Genomic DNA, 17,931 nt, shown 5'->3' on the forward strand with positions numbered 1-17,931 from the left:
GTGACATCAAAGGAGATATCTAGCATGAAACGTTCACTACTTGCTGCGGGAGGAATCGTCGGCGTCTCAGCACTGCTCTTGAGTGCGTGCGCCTCCGAGCCCGCCAGCGAAGACGGCCCCGTCACCATCACCTACTCGAACTTCACCTCTGCCGGCGGAAACGAAGACAACCTGCAGACGATTGTTGATGCGTTCGAGGCGGAGAACCCCACCATTACCGTTGACATCACCACGCTTCCCTACGGTGACTACTTCACAACATTGCAGACAGACCTCGCGGCCGGAACAGTGGCGGATGTCGTAGACACCAACTACGACTTCTTCCCACAGTTGGCATCGAGCGGTTCGCTCGCCCCTCTCGAAGTGACTAACCCCGAGTCATACCGTGAGTCGCTCATCGACGCCTATGCCGTTGATGGCACGAGCTATGGACTACCCAGTTCGTTCTCCGATGTTGTGCTCTATTACAACGCTGATCTCTTCGATACGGCCGGACTCGACTACCCGACGAGTGACTGGACCTGGGCTGACGAACAGGCAGCTGCTGACGCTCTTACCGATTCCGCTAGCGGAACCTGGGGCGACCACCAGCCTGTGTCGTTCTACGAGTTCTACAAGGTGCTCGACCAGAACGGTGCATCGTTCTTGAGTGACGACAGAACCTCCGTCGCGTTCAACACGCCCGCGGGCATCGAGGCAGCCGAGTGGCTCACCGACAAGAGTGGCACGGTGATGCCCACGATTGAAGAGGGTCAGGGCACAGCAGACTTCGACACCAACCTGTTCCTCGAGGGCAAGCTCGGGATGATGCACTCCGGCATTTGGGTCTTCGGCGCCCTCGCCGACGCACCATTCACGTGGGACATCGCCGTAGAGCCCGGAAATACCCAACAGGCCAGCGCAGTGTTCTCCAACGCGGTAGGTGTGTCAGCAGCATCCGACCACATTGCCGAAGCGACCGCGTTTGCAGAGTTCCTGACGTCGTCCCAGACAATGATCGATGTCCGTCTCGACAGCGGTTGGGAACTGCCGCCGACAAGCGACGAAGATCAGCTCGCCGTCTACCTCACCAAGGACACCCCGGCTAACCGTCAGGCGGTCTTTGACTCGCTCGACTCGATTGCGCTCACCCCGCTCGTCGAGAACGGCCAGCAAGAGATGCAAGACATCGTGACCGAGGAACTGATCGAAGCACAAGCTGGGCGCAAGTCAGTTGCTGACGCTCTGGCCAGTGCTGAAGAACGCATCAACGCAGTAATCGGATAGCACGTCTCCCGAGTGAGGCTCATCCCGTTCACGCGGGGTGGGCCTCCCTCCCAGCTGGCCCAGGAGGGCACTTCATGACTTCACGCCCGGACGACGAGTCCCTCGCGTCTCTCGCAGCGCACAGCGTCGAGCTGATCTCGGCACTGCAGCACCCCAGTGGTGCGTACCCTGCGAGCCCCACCTTTTCGGCCTACACCGGCTACTCCTGGTTCCGCGACGGCGCCTTCATCGCTGATGGAATGTCGAGCGCCAACGCGATCGATTCCGCATCACGTTTCTTCGACTGGTGTGCGAGCATCCTTATCGCTCGGCGGGGCCAGATCGAGACCATCGAGCGAGCCGAAGCGGCGGGCGCTCCGCTCGCAAACTCCCAGATGCTCGCTACCCGTTTTACCTTCGATGGTGTCGAGGGCGACGACGACTGGTGGGACTTTCAAACCGACGGCTACGGCACGTGGGTGTGGGCCGTCGTAGCCCATGCTCAACGACACGGGCTTGAGCTGGAGCGCTGGCGCGAGGGCATCGAGCTCTCCGTCCGCTATCTGCTCGCGACGTGGGAGCGCCCCTGCTTCGACTGGTGGGAAGAGTTCGAGACCGAACGTCACGTCTCGACGCTCGGCTGCGTGGTTGCCGGGCTGAGTGCTGCGGCATCCACTGATGTGCTCTCGGTCGACGTCGCCACCCGTGCCAGAGCTGCCGCGAGTGCTGCTCGCGAACTTATTGAGACGGACGGTGTTCGCGACGGCCACCTCGTCAAATGGCTGGGATCGGATGTCGTAGACGGCTCCCTTGCTGCCCTCATCTCTCCGCTGGCGGTTGTCGACGGCTCACGGACCCTTGCCAGGGCGACCGTAGCCCAGATCGACCACGACCTCACCGTCGATGGCGGTGTGCACCGCTACCTCGGCGACACGTTCTACGGCGGGGGCCAATGGCCACTACTGAGTTGCATGCTCGGCTTGGCCTTCGCAGCCGGAGGCAATACCGCACGCGCACGTAGCCAGCTGCAGTGGGCGGCGGAGACGGTGACCACAGATAATTTCCTGCCCGAGCAGGTCGACGATGACCTGCTTGACCCCAGCCGAGTCGCGGAATGGCGTGAACGCTGGGGGAGCGTGGCCACACCGCTGCTCTGGAGCCACGCGATGTACGTTCGCCTCGCCGTCGAGATTGGCGTGTACGTGCCGCCCGCACACCCGCTGGCGTCGTTAGCCACCACCGAAGCCCGTCACGGAAATGAAAGCGAGACCGACTAGTGCTGAGACATAGACCACTGGGCTCGGGGCATCCGTACTCAGTTGACACTGAGCAGCGTCACCCCGCCCTTCCGATTGCCGGCGAAGCTCTGCGCCTGGGAGTTCGTGCAACAGCGGATGTCGACGTTGTCACTCTCGAATGGGATGACGGAGAGTCGGTCACCGACTTCGCCCTCGAACGAGTGCAGCAGCGCTCGCGGGGCCAAGCCGTCGACGGCGGACACCTTGCGTCGGCACAAGCGAAACTGGCACGCGCAAGCACCGGATTCGCTGTTGATGTTTCTGCACTCACCGCAGCGGCGCAGTATCGCTATCGGTTCGTCGGCGGCCCAACGGCGGCCCCGCGATCACAGTCCACTCGGTGGTTCGACGTGCGAGTGGCCGGATGGCGCACTGCGCCTGATTCGATCGTCGCCGCTGACGAGGCGGTTGGTCTTGTCACCGGCAGCACCACTGTTCTCGACGACGGCGAACGCATCCACCGGGTTCGGTTCGCGCTGCGGCTCGACGAGCGTGAGCACGTCTCCGGGTTCGGCGAACGTTTTGACGCCCTCGACCAGCGCGGTGCACGCCTTGATTCGGTTGTTTTCGAGCAGTACAAGTCTCAGGGTGCGGAACGCAAGACCTATCTGCCGATGCCGTTTGCTCACGTTATTGGGGGACGCGGTTGGGGTTTCCATGTGCGCACCAGCAGACGTGTGTGGTTTGACGTAGCCGACAGCGATGCCGGGATGTTGTGGATCGAATCCGAGGTTGATTCGCCCAGCGACGCCTCCGACGTGCTGTCGGTTGGTGGCTATGCGGGAACTCCGGCGACGGTGCTCGATCAGTTTCTCGCTGAGGTCGGCCGTCCCGAAGTGTTGCCGAGCTGGGTTCACCGTTTGTGGGCGAGCGGCAACGAATGGAACACTCAAGCCGAGGTCATGCGTCAGATGGATGCGCATCGGGAGCACGGCATCCCGGTCGGGTCTGTTGTTATCGAGGCGTGGAGCGATGAGAGCACCTTCACGGTGTGGCGGGATGCGCAGTATGCGCCGAATGCGAACGGTGGGCCGCTGCGGCTCAACGACTTCAGTTTTCCCGCAGAAGGTGCCTGGCCTGACCCGAAAGGCATGATCGACGAGTTGCATGATCGCGATGTGCGCGTGCTGCTGTGGCAGATTCCGCTCATCAAGATGCGCCCGCATCCTGTGGGTCAAGCTCGGTTCGACGCGGAGGCAGCGCAGCGAGAGAACGTGCTGATTCAGGATGAGACGTCGCGCGGTGCGCTCAAGCCGTACCGCAATCGCGGTTGGTGGTTTCCGCTGTCGCTGATGCCTGACCTCACCGACGATCGTTCAGCTCAGTGGTGGACGGAGAAGCGTCGTTACCTCGTCGAGGATCTGGGTGTTGACGGTTTCAAAACTGACGGTGGCGAGCATGCGTGGGGTTCCGAACTTCACTATCAGGATGGCCGCCGTGGTGACGAAAAGAACAACACCTTCCCGGTTCACTATGCCCGTGCCTACGGCGATCTCCTCAAGAGTGCAGGCAAAGCGCCAGTGACGTTCTCGCGCGCGGGGTACACCGGATCACAAGCGCACGGTGCCTTCTGGGCCGGAGATGAGAACTCTACGTGGGATGCCTTCCGCTGGTCGCTGTTTGCCGGGCTCAATGCGAGCGCGTGCGGCATCCTCTACTGGGGCTGGGATCTCGCTGGTTTCAGCGGTGATGTGCCCACGGCAGAGCTCTACGTTCGATCACTTGCGGCCGCGGCCTTCGTGCCAATTATGCAATATCACTCAGAGTTCAATCACCACCGATCGCCGAGTCGTGACCGAACCCCCTGGAACATCGCCGAGCAATCAGGGGATGCACGCGTTCTCGAGATGAGTCGCAGCATCGTCGAACGGCGTGAACGTCTCGTGCCGTACCTCACCGCCGAAAGTGAGTGGGCCGTTTCTGCTGGCACGAACGTCATGCGGCCGCTGTTCTTCGACTGGCCTGACGACGAGCGCCTCTGGGGGCAACCTTTGCAGTGGATGCTCGGGCGCGACATTCTCGTATCGCCCGTGACTGACGAGGGCGCCACCGATCACACGGCGACTCTTCCTCGTGGTGACTGGGTGTACGCGTTCACTGGCGAACGGGTTGAGGGCGGCAGCGTCGATACTCGCGCAGTGCCGTGGGAGCAGGTGCCTGTGTATGTGCGCGCTGAGGCCTGGGAACGACTGAAGTTTACGTTCGGGAACGAGACCTGAAGTGGTGTTCCTGAGGGCGATCGCACCGGGCAAATGCATCGCAGCCGAATTCGGGGGAAGCTGCGAAGAGATCGCCCTCAGGACACCGTGCTAGGCGACGTCTAAGACTGAGGGGGCGCGACAAGCGCGACCCGCACTATTGTGCACGACTACAGGGGGTTCGCGAAAGGTTTTCACCAATTTTTGTGGAGCGAGCACAATAAATCGTCCACACGTGCGGTTTTGGTAGGAGTTTCGGACAATACGTCCCTTGAATTTTCGCGGTTGTGGCGCAAAAAACGCGGCAGTCTCCGAAAAGGCTGCCGCGTTTCTGGCGTGACTGGGCGCCCACTTGGGGCGCCCGGCGCAGTTGCGGTGCTGCGGTGGCTAGTTTAGCCCGCGACGGTTCAACAAAGGCTGCAATTCGGCGTCACGGCCGCGGAAATCGCGGAACGCCTCGAGCGGGTTCTTCGAGCCGCCCACACCGAGGAGTCGCGAACGGAAGCGGTCGCCGTTGGCACGGGTGAGCCCACCGTTTTCGGTGAACCACTCGACCGTGTCGGCGTCCAACACTTCACTCCAGATGTAGGAGTAGTAGCCAGCGTCATAGGCCGAGTTCGCGAAGATGTGCTGAAAGTAGGTGCTCGAGTACCGGGGCGGCACCGCGGGGTTGTTGAGGCCGACCTCAGCCAGCGCCTGCGCTTCAAAAGCGGCGACATCCGTCACGTCGTCATCTGACGTGATGCGGTGCCAGGCCTGATCGATGAGGGCGGCAGCGAGGTATTCGCTCGTGAGGAACCCCTCATTGAACGCGGCGCTGGCCTGAATGCGCTCCACAATCTCGCGCGGCATCGGTTCGCCTGTTTCGTAGTGCTTGGCGTAGTTGTCGAGAACCTCGGGCCAGAGCATCCACATCTCGTTGACCTGGCTGGGGAACTCGACAAAGTCGCGGTAGGTGTTGGTTCCCGCAAACTTGGGGTACGTCACGCGAGCGAACAGGCCGTGCAGGGCGTGTCCAAACTCGTGGAACAGCGTGTTGACCTCGTCGTAGGTGAGGAGCGTGGTCTCACCCGCGGCGGGCTTCGGCACATTGAGGTTGTTGGTGACGATCACCGGATGCCCGAGCAGATCCGACTGCGAGATGAGCGAGTTCATCCACGCTCCGCCGCGCTTGGAGTCGCGCGTGTAGAGATCGAGAGTGTAGAGGCCGACCTCGCTGCCATCCTCGTTCGTGACTTCGAATACGCGCACGTCGGGGTGGTACGCCGGCAGGTCGCGACGTTCGGTGAAGGTAACGCCGTACAGCTGGGTCGCCGCAAAGAACACCCCGTCGCGCAGCACGCGCTCGGCCTCAAAATAGGGACGCATCTGGGTGGTGTCGACGTTGTACTGCTCGGCGCGCACCTTCTCGGCATAGAACGCCCAGTCAGCTGCCGTTACCTCAGTGCCCGCAAGCTTCTCCAACGCGGCATGTTCCTCTCGCGCGTTGCGTGCCGCGGCCGGAGCGAGCTTACCAAGCATGTCCGCGACTCGCTGAGGCGTCTGGGCGGTCTCATCGGCGGTGACCCAAGCGGCGTGGCTTTCGTAGCCGAGAAGGGCTGCACGCTGCGAACGCACCTTCGCAATCTCGAGCACGAGCTCGCGGTTATCGAACGTGCCGCCGCGGATGCCGCGCGAGCGCGATGCTGCCAAAACACGGCCCCGAACGTCGGCGTTCTTCAACACCGAGAGGTGTGGCTGGTTCGTGGGCAGAATGAGAGTGATGAGGTATTTGCCCGTGAGTCCACGATCGTTGGCCGCGCTGGCAGCCGCAGAAATCTCTGACGGTTCAAGACCATCAAGTTCCTGGATGCTGTCAACCACGATCGCAAGATCGTTGGTGTCGGCAAGCAGGTTTTTCTCGAACTTCGTGGTGAGGGTCGAGAGGCGCGAGTTGTAGTCGCGCAGAGTCGCCTTCGACTCTTCGCTGAGGCCCGCGCCAGCAAGCGTGAACTCGGTGAAATAGCGCTCGACAAGATAGCGGGCTTCGGCGTCCAACTCGGTGTCGTCGAGTCCTTCACGAATGCCGCGGATGCGTTCGTAGAGCGCACTGTTGAGACTGATGGCGTCATTGTGCGCGGCAAGTTGGGGAGCGATGACTTCTTCGAGTGCATCCGAAGCTGCATCACCATCGGCAGAGGTCTTGTTGAAGAAGACGATCGCGACCCGGCTGAGTAGCTGACCGCTCTTTTCAAGCGGGATCATCGTGTTCTCGAACGTGGGCGGGTCTGGCTGCGAGGTGATCGCTTCAATCTCTGCGAGCTGCTCTGCCATGCCTTTGTCGAAGGCGGGCGCGAAGTGCTCATCTTCGATGTCGGCAAAGGGTGGCATGCCGAAGGGCAGGGTGCTGGGCTCAAAGAAAGGATTGGTCATTCATCTACCCTATTCTCGGAAGATGACGAGCGAGCGATATACCCACGGCCATCACGAAAGTGTTTTGAAGTCTCACACGTGGCGCACGATCGCTAACTCGGCCGCGTACTTCGAGCCACGCCTTGAGGCGGGGCTCTCGTTGCTCGATATTGGGTGTGGACCGGGAACGATCACGGCCGAGTTTGCCGAACGACTTGCTCCTGGTCGTGTTGTGGGGCTGGATGCCGCTTCCGCAGCGATCAAAAAAGCGTCGGCTTTCACTGCTGACAACCTCAGTTTTGTGATGGGGGACGCGTATGCGCTGCCGTTCGATGACAACAGTTTCGATCTCGTGCATTCGCATCAGACGCTGCAGCATTTGGGCGACCCGGTCGCGGCTCTTGTGGAGATGAAGCGGGTTGCCAAGCCGGGCGGCCTCATTGCGGTGCGTGATGTCGACTATGCGGGCACCATTTGCTTCCCTGAGCCGCCGGGGCTGAAGGTCTGGGCCGACCTCTACGACGCGGTGCACCGCAGCAATGGGGGAGAGCCGAATGCGGGTCGGCGCCTCAAGTCGTGGGCGATGCAGGCGGGATTGGCTGACGTCGCAACGTCGGCATCGATCTGGAACTTTTCCGACGAAGTCGACCGGGAGTGGTGGGGCAGCATGTGGGAGGCGCGAGTGCTGGAATCGGCGTTTGCTGCGGATGCTCTAGGGAAGTCGTTGGCGACGCAGGATGTGTTGCAGCAGATCAGCGATGCGTGGCGTGAGTGGGCTGATTCGCCCGAGGGGTGGATGGCGATGCCGCATGGGGAGATTCTCGCGCGCGTGTGAGTGTGACTGTCTCTGCTGCCTCTGCTGTCTCTGCTGGCTCGGCGCGCGGTGTCTGCTCTATGACCTAGCAGCCGATGCCGGTGGGGTTGGCGATGCAGTCTTGGTCAACGAGGACTGTGGTGGCGTGCCCTGCTGTGGCGGTGAGGGGCGGCGCGATGATGGTGAGGGTGCCGACGACGTTCTGCCAGCTGCTGCCGGCGACACGGTATTCGGCGGCGTAGGTGACGGCGAGGGTGATCGTGTAGTTGCCGGGTTCTTCGTAGACGTGGCTGGTGGGCGTGGGATCGAACTCGGTGATCCGGTATTTGTCCCAGGTTTTGCCGGGGTTGCTAGTGGTTGCGGTGCTGCCGTCGCCGTAGTCCCAGTTGTAGGCGATGGGGGTGAATCTGACTTGCGCGGTGCCACCGAAGAGGGTGCCGTCGACAACATGGGCGGATGTCGTGGCGTAGAAGTTGGTGTCGAGGCCGACGATCATCCACTGGTTGGGTTGCATCCCAGCGGTGGGGGTTTGTGGGCGGAAGCTGGCGACATCGGAGATCGTTACGGGGCCTGTGGTGGCCACGTCGGCGGGCGGCGTCCACGGCACGCACTCGATGCGTTGGATGTCGCACCATGCTTCCTCGACGCTGTCGAGCTCATCGTCGACGGGAATGTAGGCGACGCCGTCAGCCTCGTAGCCGGAGTCGAAGTTCCCGTCGCCTGAGCCGACGTGCTCTTGCGTAGCTTCTAGCTGAACTGTTCCGTTGCCAACGTCAGCTTGAGGGCACGAGCCAGAAAGTTTGCCAGCTAGTGTGCAGTCGGGGGACGAGGTTTGCAGGGGTCCACCTAACCCGCTTGCCCCAAGCAACAGAGCTGTCGACAGCAGAATGAGCTTGGTCAGCATTTTTCGCCCCAAGGCTCCCGGTCAGAGACTCGCAGCGCATGAGCGGAATCGGAATAATCGAATGTGATCTGAGCGAGTTCGGTCGAAAACACCTCATCGGTAACGCGAGTGCCGTCAGGGTTGACTAGATAAACGTCCGACAGGTCTTCGCAGACGTAAATCACCAGCAACTCGTGGAGCGACCCGTCCCTTGAATAACGCTGTAGTTGTGCGTCGTTGAACCTGACTTCACCGATGCTTCGAGTGTCCGCCTCCGCAAGTCGACTGTGAGACTCAATTAGCCCAGTGAGTTCGTCGCCGATAGCCACCGTAGCTAGGAGGCCTTCGTCGATGACGCCCTCGTTCAGATGAAAGTTTATAACTCGCAGGTATTCCGCATAAGCCTCTTCAGCCGCAGCCAGCGCTTCTTCGTCGGTCGCGTAGGGCGCGACGAAGGTTGAGGTTGGCGCAGGTGCGGTACTCGCGTCGGAGGGCACGCAGCCGCTCAACGTGGCGAGGAGGAGGGCGCCAATCGATAGTCGTAGGAGATTCGGTTGGCGCATACTACGACGCTAAACATCTGGGCCGATTGTGGTGCTCAACTATCCACAAGACCAGGTGTTGCTCGCTCCGGGCTGACGAGTGCGTGAGCACTGGCGCGGAGCGGGCAACAATCAATGTGGCTAGGAGCTAGGTGCCTTAGGAAGCAGCTTCTTCTACGGAAATGCTGCCATCGGCACCTTGGCGCACGGTGGTGCCATCGTCTAGTTCTGCGACTGGCCGCGATTCAAGCCAGGTGAGCGTCCAACGCCACGCGCTCGTATCGAGGTGAGCGACATCCGCTTCAACGCCAGCAATCGCTTCGCACATTTCTGCCGAAAGACGTTCGGGAACCGCTGCTCCGACCGACCATCGTGTGCCGAGCTGCACTACACGCTCTTTTCGTACAAGATCCACGACGTGCGGTCAGCAACCTTGTCGTAGAGGCGCTTCGCGCTGTCATTCTCCTTGTTGGTGATCCAGCGGAGCTTTCCGCCACCATCTTCTGCTGCACGGGCAGCGATGTCATCGATGATCGTTCCGGCAACTCCGGCACCACGGTGCTCAGGGTCAACGTAAAGGTCATCCATGAACCAACCCCACGAAGCGGTGAAGGTATCGGGCAAACGACGGTAGAGCCCAAATGCACACACAATGCCGGGATCGGGAGCGCCCTCAGGAGCTACAGCTACAACTGCGTTGAGTTGTGCTGAGTCATCCATGAGCCATTCCCAGACACCCTGAACGATGGCATCGGTGAACTCGGTTTCGTAGAACACTCCGTAGTTGACGAAGTGATCTTTCCAGACTTCGAAATCGGTTTCTTGAATATCGCGAACGGTGTACGAAGGCTTCTCTGAGTTCGTCATTTACTCAACAATACGCGGTTTTGGGGTTCGACGCCGAACTCGACGCCGAACCCTTTGCCGGACTTTACACCGAAGCTTCGGGGGCTGCCTCAACCAAAACGATGTCGCGAACCTCAATCTCTTCCGCTTCAACAATCGTGAGGTCATGGATGCGACCCACAGCCTTCAAATCGTCGATGGCCGCAGCGATCAGGGCTGGTCCCGCGAGGGTAGCCGAGGTCACTTCAGTCTTCTGCGAAGCCTTCGCGTCTGTTTTAGCGCGTCGGATGCTGATGAGCGCTTGGCTAACCGCGTGGAACAGTCCGCTCGGCTCTGCCGTAACACCGAGTTCGTCGGCGGTAGGCCACGATGCCGCATGCACCGAGGTGTCGTGCGTCCAGCGCCAGACCTCTTCCGTAGCGAAGGGGAGGTAGGGCGCGAAGAGACGCAAGAACACGTCGATGGCGGTGTGCAACGCACGGTTGGCGCTTGCCTGGGCTTCGGGAGTTCCGGCGCCATAGGCACGTTCCTTCACGAGTTCGAGGTAGTCGTCGCAGAAGGTCCAGAAGAACTTCTCGGTGACTTCAAGTGCCTTCGCGTGATCGAAGTTCTCGAGAGCCGTTGTGGCTTGGTCGACAACGGACGCGAGCTCAGTGAGCATTTCGAGGTCGAGCGCTTCGGTAACGACGGCAGTCGAGCCCGCAGCAACAATGGGCGCCGGGAACGAGTAAACGAACTTCGAGGCGTTCAAGACCTTGATCGCAAGACGGCGACCGATCTTGATCTGCTTCGGGTTCTGCGGGTCAAACGCTGCGTCAGTACCGAGGCGACTGGATGCTGCCCAATAGCGCACCGCATCCGAACCGTGGTCATCGAGCATGCCCTTGGGCGTAACAACGTTGCCCTTCGACTTGGACATCTTTTTGCGATCGGGGTCGACGATGAAGCCGGAGATGCCGGCGTTACGCCACGGCACAGTGCCGTGCTCAAGTTCAGAGCGCAACGCGGTCGAGAACAACCACGTACGAATGATGTCTTGGCCCTGACTGCGCAGCGAGTAGGGGAAGACCACGTCGAAGAGCTCGGGGTCGGTCTCCCAACCACCGGCAATCTGTGGGGTCAACGACGAGGTCGCCCACGTGTCCATGATGTCGAGTTCGCCCTCGAAGCCACCGGGAACACCACGCTGGTCTTCCGTGTAACCGGGAGCGGTGTCTGAGGACGGGTCGATCGGCAGCGAAGCTTCGCTGGGGACGATCGGGGCACCCTTTTCGCCGTCGGCATCGAGCTCGTACCAGACGGGGATCGGCACACCGAAGAAGCGCTGGCGCGAAATGAGCCAGTCGCCCGTGAGGCCACCAACCCAGTTGTCGTACCGAACGCGCATGTGATCGGGGGTGAAGTTGATCTGCTTACCGGCCTCAAGAAGGCGGCTGCGCAGCTTCTCATCGCGGGCACCATTAGTGATGTACCACTGGCGCGTCGAAATGATCTCGAGAGGCTTGTCGCCCTTTTCGAAGAACTTCACCTGGTGCTGAATCGGCTTCGCGTCGCCGATCATTTCGCCAGACTCCTTGAGCAGAGCGACCATGGCGGCTTTCGCGCTGAAGACCGTCTTGCCCGCGAGTTCTGCGTAGGCAGCCTGAGCGGCGTCGCCCACGATGACATCGGGAGCGTCGGCAATGATGCGACCGTCGGCACCGATGATCGTGCGGTTCGGCAGATCGAGCTCGCGCCACCAGACAACGTCAGTGACATCACCGAAGGTGCAAATCATCGCGATTCCGGAACCCTTGTCTTGCTGAGCAAGGTGGTGAGCCAGGATCGGAACCTCAACACCGAAGATCGGCGTCGTGACCATCGTGCCGAAGAGGTGCTTGTAACGCTCGTCATCGGGGTGAGCCACGAGCGCAACACACGCCGGTAGAAGCTCGGGGCGCGTCGTCTCAATGTGGATGTCGTCGCCATCCGCCTGGTGGAAAGCAAGACGGTGGTAGGCGGCAGGCTGCTCTTTGTCTTCGAGCTCGGCCTGCGCAACAGCGGTGCGGAACGTGACATCCCACAGCGTCGGAGCGAACGCCTGGTAGGCCTCGCCACGGTCGAGGTTGCGCAAGAATGCACGCTGAGCAGCACGCTGAGCGTCGTCACCGATGGTGCGGTAGGTGAGGTTCCAGTCAACGCTCAAACCAAGCTGGCGCCAGAGGCCTTCGAACTGCTTCTCGTCTTCGGCGGTCAGCGTCTCGCACAGCTCAACAAAGTTGCGGCGAGAAATGGGCAACTGCGCGGCAGCCTTTGTTGACTTGCCTTCGCCACCCTGCTGAGGAGGCTCGAAGCCCTCGTCGTAGGGGAGCGTGGGGTCGCAGCGCACACCGTAATAGTTCTGAACCCGACGCTCGGTGGGCAGACCATTGTCATCCCACCCCATCGGGTAGAAAATCTCCTTGCCACGCATGCGCTGAAAGCGCGTGACCAAGTCCATGTGGGTGTAGCTGAAGACGTGGCCAATGTGCAGGCTGCCGGATGCCGTTGGCGGGGGAGTATCGACCGAGAAGACACAGTCAGATCCCTCAGCAAGCGCCTTCTGGCGATCGAACCGGTACGTGCCTTCGTTCTCCCACACGGGAGCCCACTTGTTTTCGAGGCCTTCTAGGGCGGGCTTTTCGGGAACGCTCGACGACATAATTACTCCGGTTCGATATGTGCGGCACCGAGTCAAAGAAGAGGTGCCTGAGTGTGAGGTGTACTACCAATCGTAACGGACGGCGTCGCATGAGGTCGCGCCGCGCGAGGACGTCTAGTTCTTTGTCACTGTGACCGTTTTGTGGGTGAGGTTTCCACCCGCATCCTCGAGCGTCACCGTGTAAATCTCGGTCTCATTGCTGCACTGGTAATCAAAGGTATACGTCGCGGTGGTGGGAACCTCTTCATACGGCTCCTCCTTCGCGTTGGTGGTGCGCACCCCAAACCACGCCATGGTTGCGTCGGCGCTGCTCCAGGCAAAAGTGAGCTGACTTGTGGGGTTCGCAGCGGTGCAGTTTGCGCTGGTGGGCGCGCTGAAGGTGGCGAATGACGGACTCGCGGTTGCGGGCGGCGGAGCAGTCGTCGGCTCAGCAGTCGGCTCTGCTTCCTCCGTGGCAGAAGTGCTGGGCGTGGGAGTCTCGCTCGGTGTGGCCGAAGGGCTCTCCGATGGAACTGGCGTGATGTCGCCACCAGACCCGCGAGAGAACAGCAACGTCAGCATGATGACGACTGCAATCAGTAGCACCCCGCCAATGATCGACAAAATAATGAGGAGCTTGCGCGACTTCGGTTCCGGCGATGACGGAGGATCGAGCGGCGGCCCGACCGGAGGCTCACCGCCACCCGGAGGTGGTGCTGCTCCCGCCGGCTCAAACCGCACCGTGGGCGCGTCACCATTCTGCGCATCGAAACGTTTGGTTGGTTGATCGTCACTCATGGCTTAGCTCCAAGATGGGGGATCATGCAAGCAGTCCAGCGTGGCTGAAGCCTAACCCCGCGCTTCGACCCTGTCGAGAGGATCTCAGCAACCGCGCAGCTCAGCGATCGTGTGGTGAGAGAGGTGCCAGCGCGGTGTCGAACGCACGGTTCACGAAGGGTTCGAGTCGTCCGCGCTGGGGGCCAGCATTGGCCCACTCTTGCGCAGCAGAGACGACACACGCGATGAGAGCGTAGGCGTGGGTGCGCGCGGTCGCCGCATCCACCCCGTGGCGCTCGAGGAAGCCACTCAGTAGGCGAGCCTGCGTCGCAAAGCGGCTCATTGCAGACGCCTGCAGTTCCGTCGCGCTACCAATCAGGTCGTACTGGGTGAGCACAAAAGGCACATGGCGCGATTCCAGCTCCGCCAGTGAACGCAGCATCGCCTGACGGATAGCAAGCGGGGCGGATGACGCGTCGCCGGTGTCGGTCGGCTGATCAGCCAGCGCCGCCCTCAGCCGCTCGGTCGCGGCATCCAGCTCGACCCAAAAGACTTCGCCCTTGGCCTCGAAATAGTTGAAGAACGTATTGCGGCTCACCCCGGCACGGGTAGCGATCTGATCGACGGTGGTGCCGGTGTAGCCATTCTCGATAAACAACTCGAAGGCAGCCTCTTGCAGGAGTTCGCGGGACGCAGCGGGTGGGCGGCCACGGGTGGGAGTGCGGGGAGGTGTCACCGCATCATCCTCTCACTCGTGGGAGAGCCGCAATCAACGACCGGGTATACGGATGCTGTGGCGCGATAAAGATTTCATCCGTCGGGCCCGTCTCCACAATGCGGCCCTCGTTGATGACGGCCACCCGATCACTCATGTGGCGAATCACCCCAAGGTCGTGAGAGATGAAGAGATAGCTGAGGTGAAGGTGGCGCTGCAGCTCGTCGAGCAGATTCAGCACGCGAGCCTGAGTGGAAACATCCAGTGACGATACCGGCTCGTCGCAGAGGATCGTCTGCGGCCCCGGCGCGAGCGCGCGAGCAATTGCCACCCGCTGGCGCTGGCCGCCCGATAAGAGCAGCGGGCGACGGTTCTTCACCGCGCGAGGCAGACCGACAGCATCGAGTAGCTCATCTGGCGTCGTCAGTGACTGGTGGTTCGCGGATGCTCCAGCGCTCAACGCATCGGTGAGGATGCGCTCGACGCTCAAGCGAGGATCGAAGGAGCTCAAGGCATCCTGATAAATCGCACCCAGCGTTGGGCGCAGCGGGCGGCGCTCGCGGGCATTCAGTGACCCCCACTCGTGGCCGGCGAGCAGCACTTCGCCGCTGTCAGCTGTCTCCAGGCCAAGGGCGATGCGCGCAATGGTGGTTTTGCCGGAGCCAGACTGGCCGACAAGGCCCAGAGTGGTGCCGGAAGCGAGGGTGAGCGAAACGTTGTCGAGCGCCTGAATTGCCGCCCCGTGCGGGGTGGGATAGCGGCGAGATACTCCGCGCAGTTCCAGCGCCGGTAGCGAGGAAGCGGCGGCGGTAGCTGTGGCAGCAGCTCCGGCGCTCGCGGAAGTGTCGGGGACAGTGACGGCTTCGGCATCCGATGGCAGCGTCAGAGGAATGCCGCGCGTCACGTCAACCGGAATGGCTGCGAGCAACTGCTGGGTCGGCACTGTCGCCGGCGCTCGCAGCAAGCCCTTCGTTTCACCGGTTTCCACAATGCGGCCTTCGCTCATGACGGCCACGCGGTCGGCGACGCGAGAGACAACGGCCAAATCGTGGGTGATGAGGATCATGGCGGTGCCGTTGTTGCGCAACGACGACAGCAAGTCGAGCACGCGCGCTTGCACCGTGACATCGAGAGCGGTGGTGGGCTCGTCGGCGATGATGAGGGCAGGGCCGGCCGCGATTCCGGCAGCGATGAGGGCGCGTTGGCGCAGCCCGCCCGAGAGTTCGCCGGAGCGTTGCCGGGCTCGCAGCGCAGGATCGGGAATGCCCACGGCATCGAGCAGCTCAAGCACACGAGCCTGACGTTCGCGCTGGCTGAGGGTGGTGTGTAGCCGCAGCACATCATCGATTTCGCGGCCGACCGGGCGCAGCGGGTCGAGTGACACGAGCGCATCCTGCAACACCAGCCCAATGGATGCTCCGCGAATCGTTCTCCACCGTCGAGCACCGGGTGCCGGAAGGCTTTCTCCCGCCAAACTCAACTCGCTGAAGCTCACGTGGGCTCTGGCGGGCGCAAGCCCGAGCAGGGAGCGAGCTGTGACGCTCTTGCCTGATCCCGACTCTCCGACAATGGCGAGGCATTCGCCGGCGGCGACGTCGAAGCTGACATCGTCAACGGCCGGGCGGGCGCTGCGGTCGAAGTGCACGCTGAGGTTGCTCACGCGCAGGAGCGGGGTGGCGGTCATCCGCGGGCCTCCTGGCGGGTGCGGGCGTTGAGGGCGCGGCCGAGCACGGTGAACGATGCGGCGGTGGCGACGATAGCCAGACCGGGGAAGACCGTGAGCCACCAGGCGACGTCGATGTAGGTGCGGCCGCTCGAGAGCATGGCGCCCCATTCGGCGGCGGGCGGGGCGACGCCGAGCCCGAGAAAGCCGAGCGAGGACGCCCACACGATGGCTTGACCAACGCCCAGGGTGCCGAGCACAAAGATGGGCGAGAGCGCGCCGGGCAAAATGTGCTGCCACACGATGCGCGCCCGCGAATGGCCGAGAACGGTCGCTGCCTCCACGTAGCTGGCGTTGCGCACACTCCGCAGTTGGCTGCGGATGATGCGGGCGTAGCCGGGCGCGGTAGAGAGGCCAACCGCCACGGTCGAGGTGACCACTCCGGGCCCGGCGATCGCGATGAACACGAGAGCGAGCAGCAGGCCGGGAAGAGCAAACATGACCTCGACGATGCGGGTGCTCACGAAGTCGCCGAGTCTGCTGCCGAGCCCGCCTAGGAGCCCGAGAATGAGCGCAAGGCCAAGCCCGACCGCGGTGGCGGCGATTCCGATGAGGAGGGAGTTTCCTGCTCCGAAAACGACGCGGGTGTAGACATCGCGACCGGACTCGTCAGTGCCGAAGAAGTGGGCAGCCGATGGCGCTTGGAAGGCCTCGGCAGGGGCAACGGCATCCGGGTCAGCGGTCGTGATGAGCTGCGGCGCGAGAGCAGCGGTCAGAATAAGCGCAAGTACGGCCAGCGCGATGATGACGTCGGTGTTGCGAAGCCACCCGCCGCGGCCCCGGATGCCGAGAGCGCGTCCCGAGGGCTGCGAGAGACGGCCAGCCAAGATTTCGGTCATCGTGCTGCCACCTCCGTCACGCGAGGGTCCACGATGCGGTCGACGACATCCGTTGCGATCGTGACGATGATGAAGGTCAGCGCCGAGAGCAGGGCGACGGCGGTAACGACGGGAATGTCGCGAATGGTGACAGCGCTGAGGAGGGTTCTGCCGAGGCCCGGCCGGGCAAAAATCGTCTCGACAACAACGGCGCCGCTCAGGAGTGAGCCGAAGGCCCAGCCAGAGAGGGAGATGCCGGGAAGGGCTGCGTGGCGCAGCACGTGACGAAGGCGCACACCCCATTCGCTTTCGCCGCGTGCCCGCGCCGAGAGCACGAAGGGTTGTTCGTAGGCGTTGGTAAGGGACTCGCGCATCACTTGGCCGAGGAAGCCGGTGAGGGGCAGAGCAAGGGTGAGCACGGGCAGAACAAGACCGAGGGGGCCGGGGACGCTAATCGGGGGAAGCCAGTGCAACGTATTGCTCAGCAGAATGATGAGCAGCGATGCCAACCAAAAATGGGGAACGGCAGCCGCCAAAAGTTCGAACCCGGACCCCAACGCGCGTGCAACGCGACCGCGACCGCTCGTAGCCAGCGTGAGGGCAAGGGCGCCAAACCAGGCCACTACGAGCGAGGCAAGCGTGAGCACGAGCGTTGACCAGAGTTGTGTCAGTACATAGGGAGCCACCGCCACCTTGAGCGCGTACGACGTGCCGAAGTCGGCGACCGCGAGCTTGCCCATCGCCAGAAAGTACTGAACGATCAGCGGCTGGTCGAGGCCATAGTCGGTGCGAATCTGGGCCACGGCTTCGGCGGACGCTTGAGAACCGGGGCCACCCAGAATCGCATCCACCGGATCGCCCGGAATCAATCGCAGCGCGAAGAAGATGACGGTTGCGACAGCCCACAAAACAAACACGCCGCCGCCCACCCGGCGCGCGATCCACCCCAGCGACCGCAATCGGGTCGCTGGGGTGGAGACACTCGCTGCTGTAGGAGCGTCAGTCGAAACTGTCACAGAGGG

The 17,931-nt window shown here is 62.2% G+C and carries 15 protein-coding genes; 4 read left to right on the forward strand and 11 right to left on the reverse strand.

The features are described 5' to 3' along the window. Window positions 1–24 precede the first annotated feature (24 nt). The 3 genes from I6E73_RS06825 (at window position 25) to I6E73_RS06835 (ending at window position 4,762) form a co-directional block, all read left to right on the forward strand. A complete protein-coding gene (locus I6E73_RS06825) occupies window positions 25–1,266 on the forward strand; it encodes a sugar ABC transporter substrate-binding protein (RefSeq protein ID WP_197124081.1) in 1,242 nt (413 codons plus the stop codon). 74 nt (window positions 1,267–1,340) lie between these two features. Further along, the gene (locus I6E73_RS06830) at window positions 1,341–2,522 is read left to right on the forward strand and encodes a glycoside hydrolase family 15 protein (RefSeq protein WP_197124083.1); all 1,182 of its coding nucleotides are present in this window, start codon (window positions 1,341–1,343) and stop codon (window positions 2,520–2,522) included. Continuing rightward, a complete protein-coding gene (locus tag I6E73_RS06835; protein ID WP_197124085.1) occupies window positions 2,522–4,762 on the forward strand; it encodes a TIM-barrel domain-containing protein in 2,241 nt (746 codons plus the stop codon). Before I6E73_RS06830 ends, I6E73_RS06835 begins: the two co-directional genes overlap by 1 nt. Window positions 4,763–5,128: 366 nt before the next feature. Here I6E73_RS06835 and I6E73_RS06840 read toward each other — a convergent pair whose 3' ends face one another. Then, the gene (locus tag I6E73_RS06840) at window positions 5,129–7,153 is read right to left on the reverse strand and encodes a M3 family metallopeptidase (RefSeq protein ID WP_197124088.1); all 2,025 of its coding nucleotides are present in this window, start codon (window positions 7,151–7,153) and stop codon (window positions 5,129–5,131) included. A 22-nt stretch (window positions 7,154–7,175) separates the two neighbouring features. On the opposite strand from I6E73_RS06840, the gene I6E73_RS06845 reads away from it, so the two are divergent. Further along, window positions 7,176–7,967 (forward strand): methyltransferase domain-containing protein, encoded by a 792-nt coding sequence (locus I6E73_RS06845; protein ID WP_197124090.1) that lies wholly within the window; start codon window positions 7,176–7,178, stop codon window positions 7,965–7,967. Window positions 7,968–8,031: 64 nt separating this feature from the next. Here I6E73_RS06845 and I6E73_RS06850 read toward each other — a convergent pair whose 3' ends face one another. From I6E73_RS06850 to I6E73_RS06895, 10 genes are all read right to left on the reverse strand, one after another. Beyond that, window positions 8,032–8,850, reverse strand: a complete 819-nt coding sequence (locus I6E73_RS06850; RefSeq protein WP_197124091.1) for a PKD domain-containing protein — start codon at window positions 8,848–8,850, stop codon at window positions 8,032–8,034. After that, entirely contained in the window at window positions 8,844–9,392 is a 549-nt protein-coding gene (locus tag I6E73_RS06855) for a hypothetical protein (RefSeq protein ID WP_197124093.1), read from the reverse strand. The genes I6E73_RS06850 and I6E73_RS06855 overlap by 7 nt, the downstream gene beginning before the upstream one ends. A gap of 136 nt (window positions 9,393–9,528) precedes the next feature. Continuing rightward, on the reverse strand, window positions 9,529–9,759 hold the full coding sequence (locus I6E73_RS06860) for a hypothetical protein (protein ID WP_197124095.1): 231 nt from the start codon (window positions 9,757–9,759) through the stop codon (window positions 9,529–9,531). Beyond that, entirely contained in the window at window positions 9,759–10,238 is a 480-nt protein-coding gene (locus tag I6E73_RS06865) for a GNAT family N-acetyltransferase (protein WP_197124097.1), read from the reverse strand. The genes I6E73_RS06860 and I6E73_RS06865 overlap by 1 nt, the downstream gene beginning before the upstream one ends. A 64-nt stretch (window positions 10,239–10,302) precedes the next feature. Next, window positions 10,303–12,897: a valine--tRNA ligase gene (gene valS / locus I6E73_RS06870; protein ID WP_197124099.1), complete on the reverse strand. Its 2,595-nt coding sequence runs from the start codon at window positions 12,895–12,897 to the stop codon at window positions 10,303–10,305. A gap of 114 nt (window positions 12,898–13,011) precedes the next feature. Next, window positions 13,012–13,674, reverse strand: coding sequence for a hypothetical protein (locus I6E73_RS06875; RefSeq protein ID WP_197124101.1), 663 nt, complete (start codon window positions 13,672–13,674; stop codon window positions 13,012–13,014). 100 nt (window positions 13,675–13,774) lie between these two features. Further along, window positions 13,775–14,389, reverse strand: coding sequence for a TetR/AcrR family transcriptional regulator (locus I6E73_RS06880; protein WP_197124103.1), 615 nt, complete (start codon window positions 14,387–14,389; stop codon window positions 13,775–13,777). A 4-nt stretch (window positions 14,390–14,393) separates the two neighbouring features. Then, window positions 14,394–16,052 (reverse strand): ABC transporter ATP-binding protein, encoded by a 1,659-nt coding sequence (gene nikE, locus I6E73_RS06885; protein ID WP_197124105.1) that lies wholly within the window; start codon window positions 16,050–16,052, stop codon window positions 14,394–14,396. Next, window positions 16,049–16,930 (reverse strand): ABC transporter permease, encoded by an 882-nt coding sequence (locus tag I6E73_RS06890; protein ID WP_197124107.1) that lies wholly within the window; start codon window positions 16,928–16,930, stop codon window positions 16,049–16,051. The genes nikE and I6E73_RS06890 overlap by 4 nt, the downstream gene beginning before the upstream one ends. Next, window positions 16,927–17,925, reverse strand: coding sequence for an ABC transporter permease (locus tag I6E73_RS06895; RefSeq protein WP_197124109.1), 999 nt, complete (start codon window positions 17,923–17,925; stop codon window positions 16,927–16,929). Before I6E73_RS06895 ends, I6E73_RS06890 begins: the two co-directional genes overlap by 4 nt. Window positions 17,926–17,931 lie beyond the last annotated feature (6 nt).

This window comes from Salinibacterium sp. SWN248 (assembly GCF_015864575.1).
Lineage (GTDB): Bacteria > Actinomycetota > Actinomycetes > Actinomycetales > Microbacteriaceae > Rhodoglobus.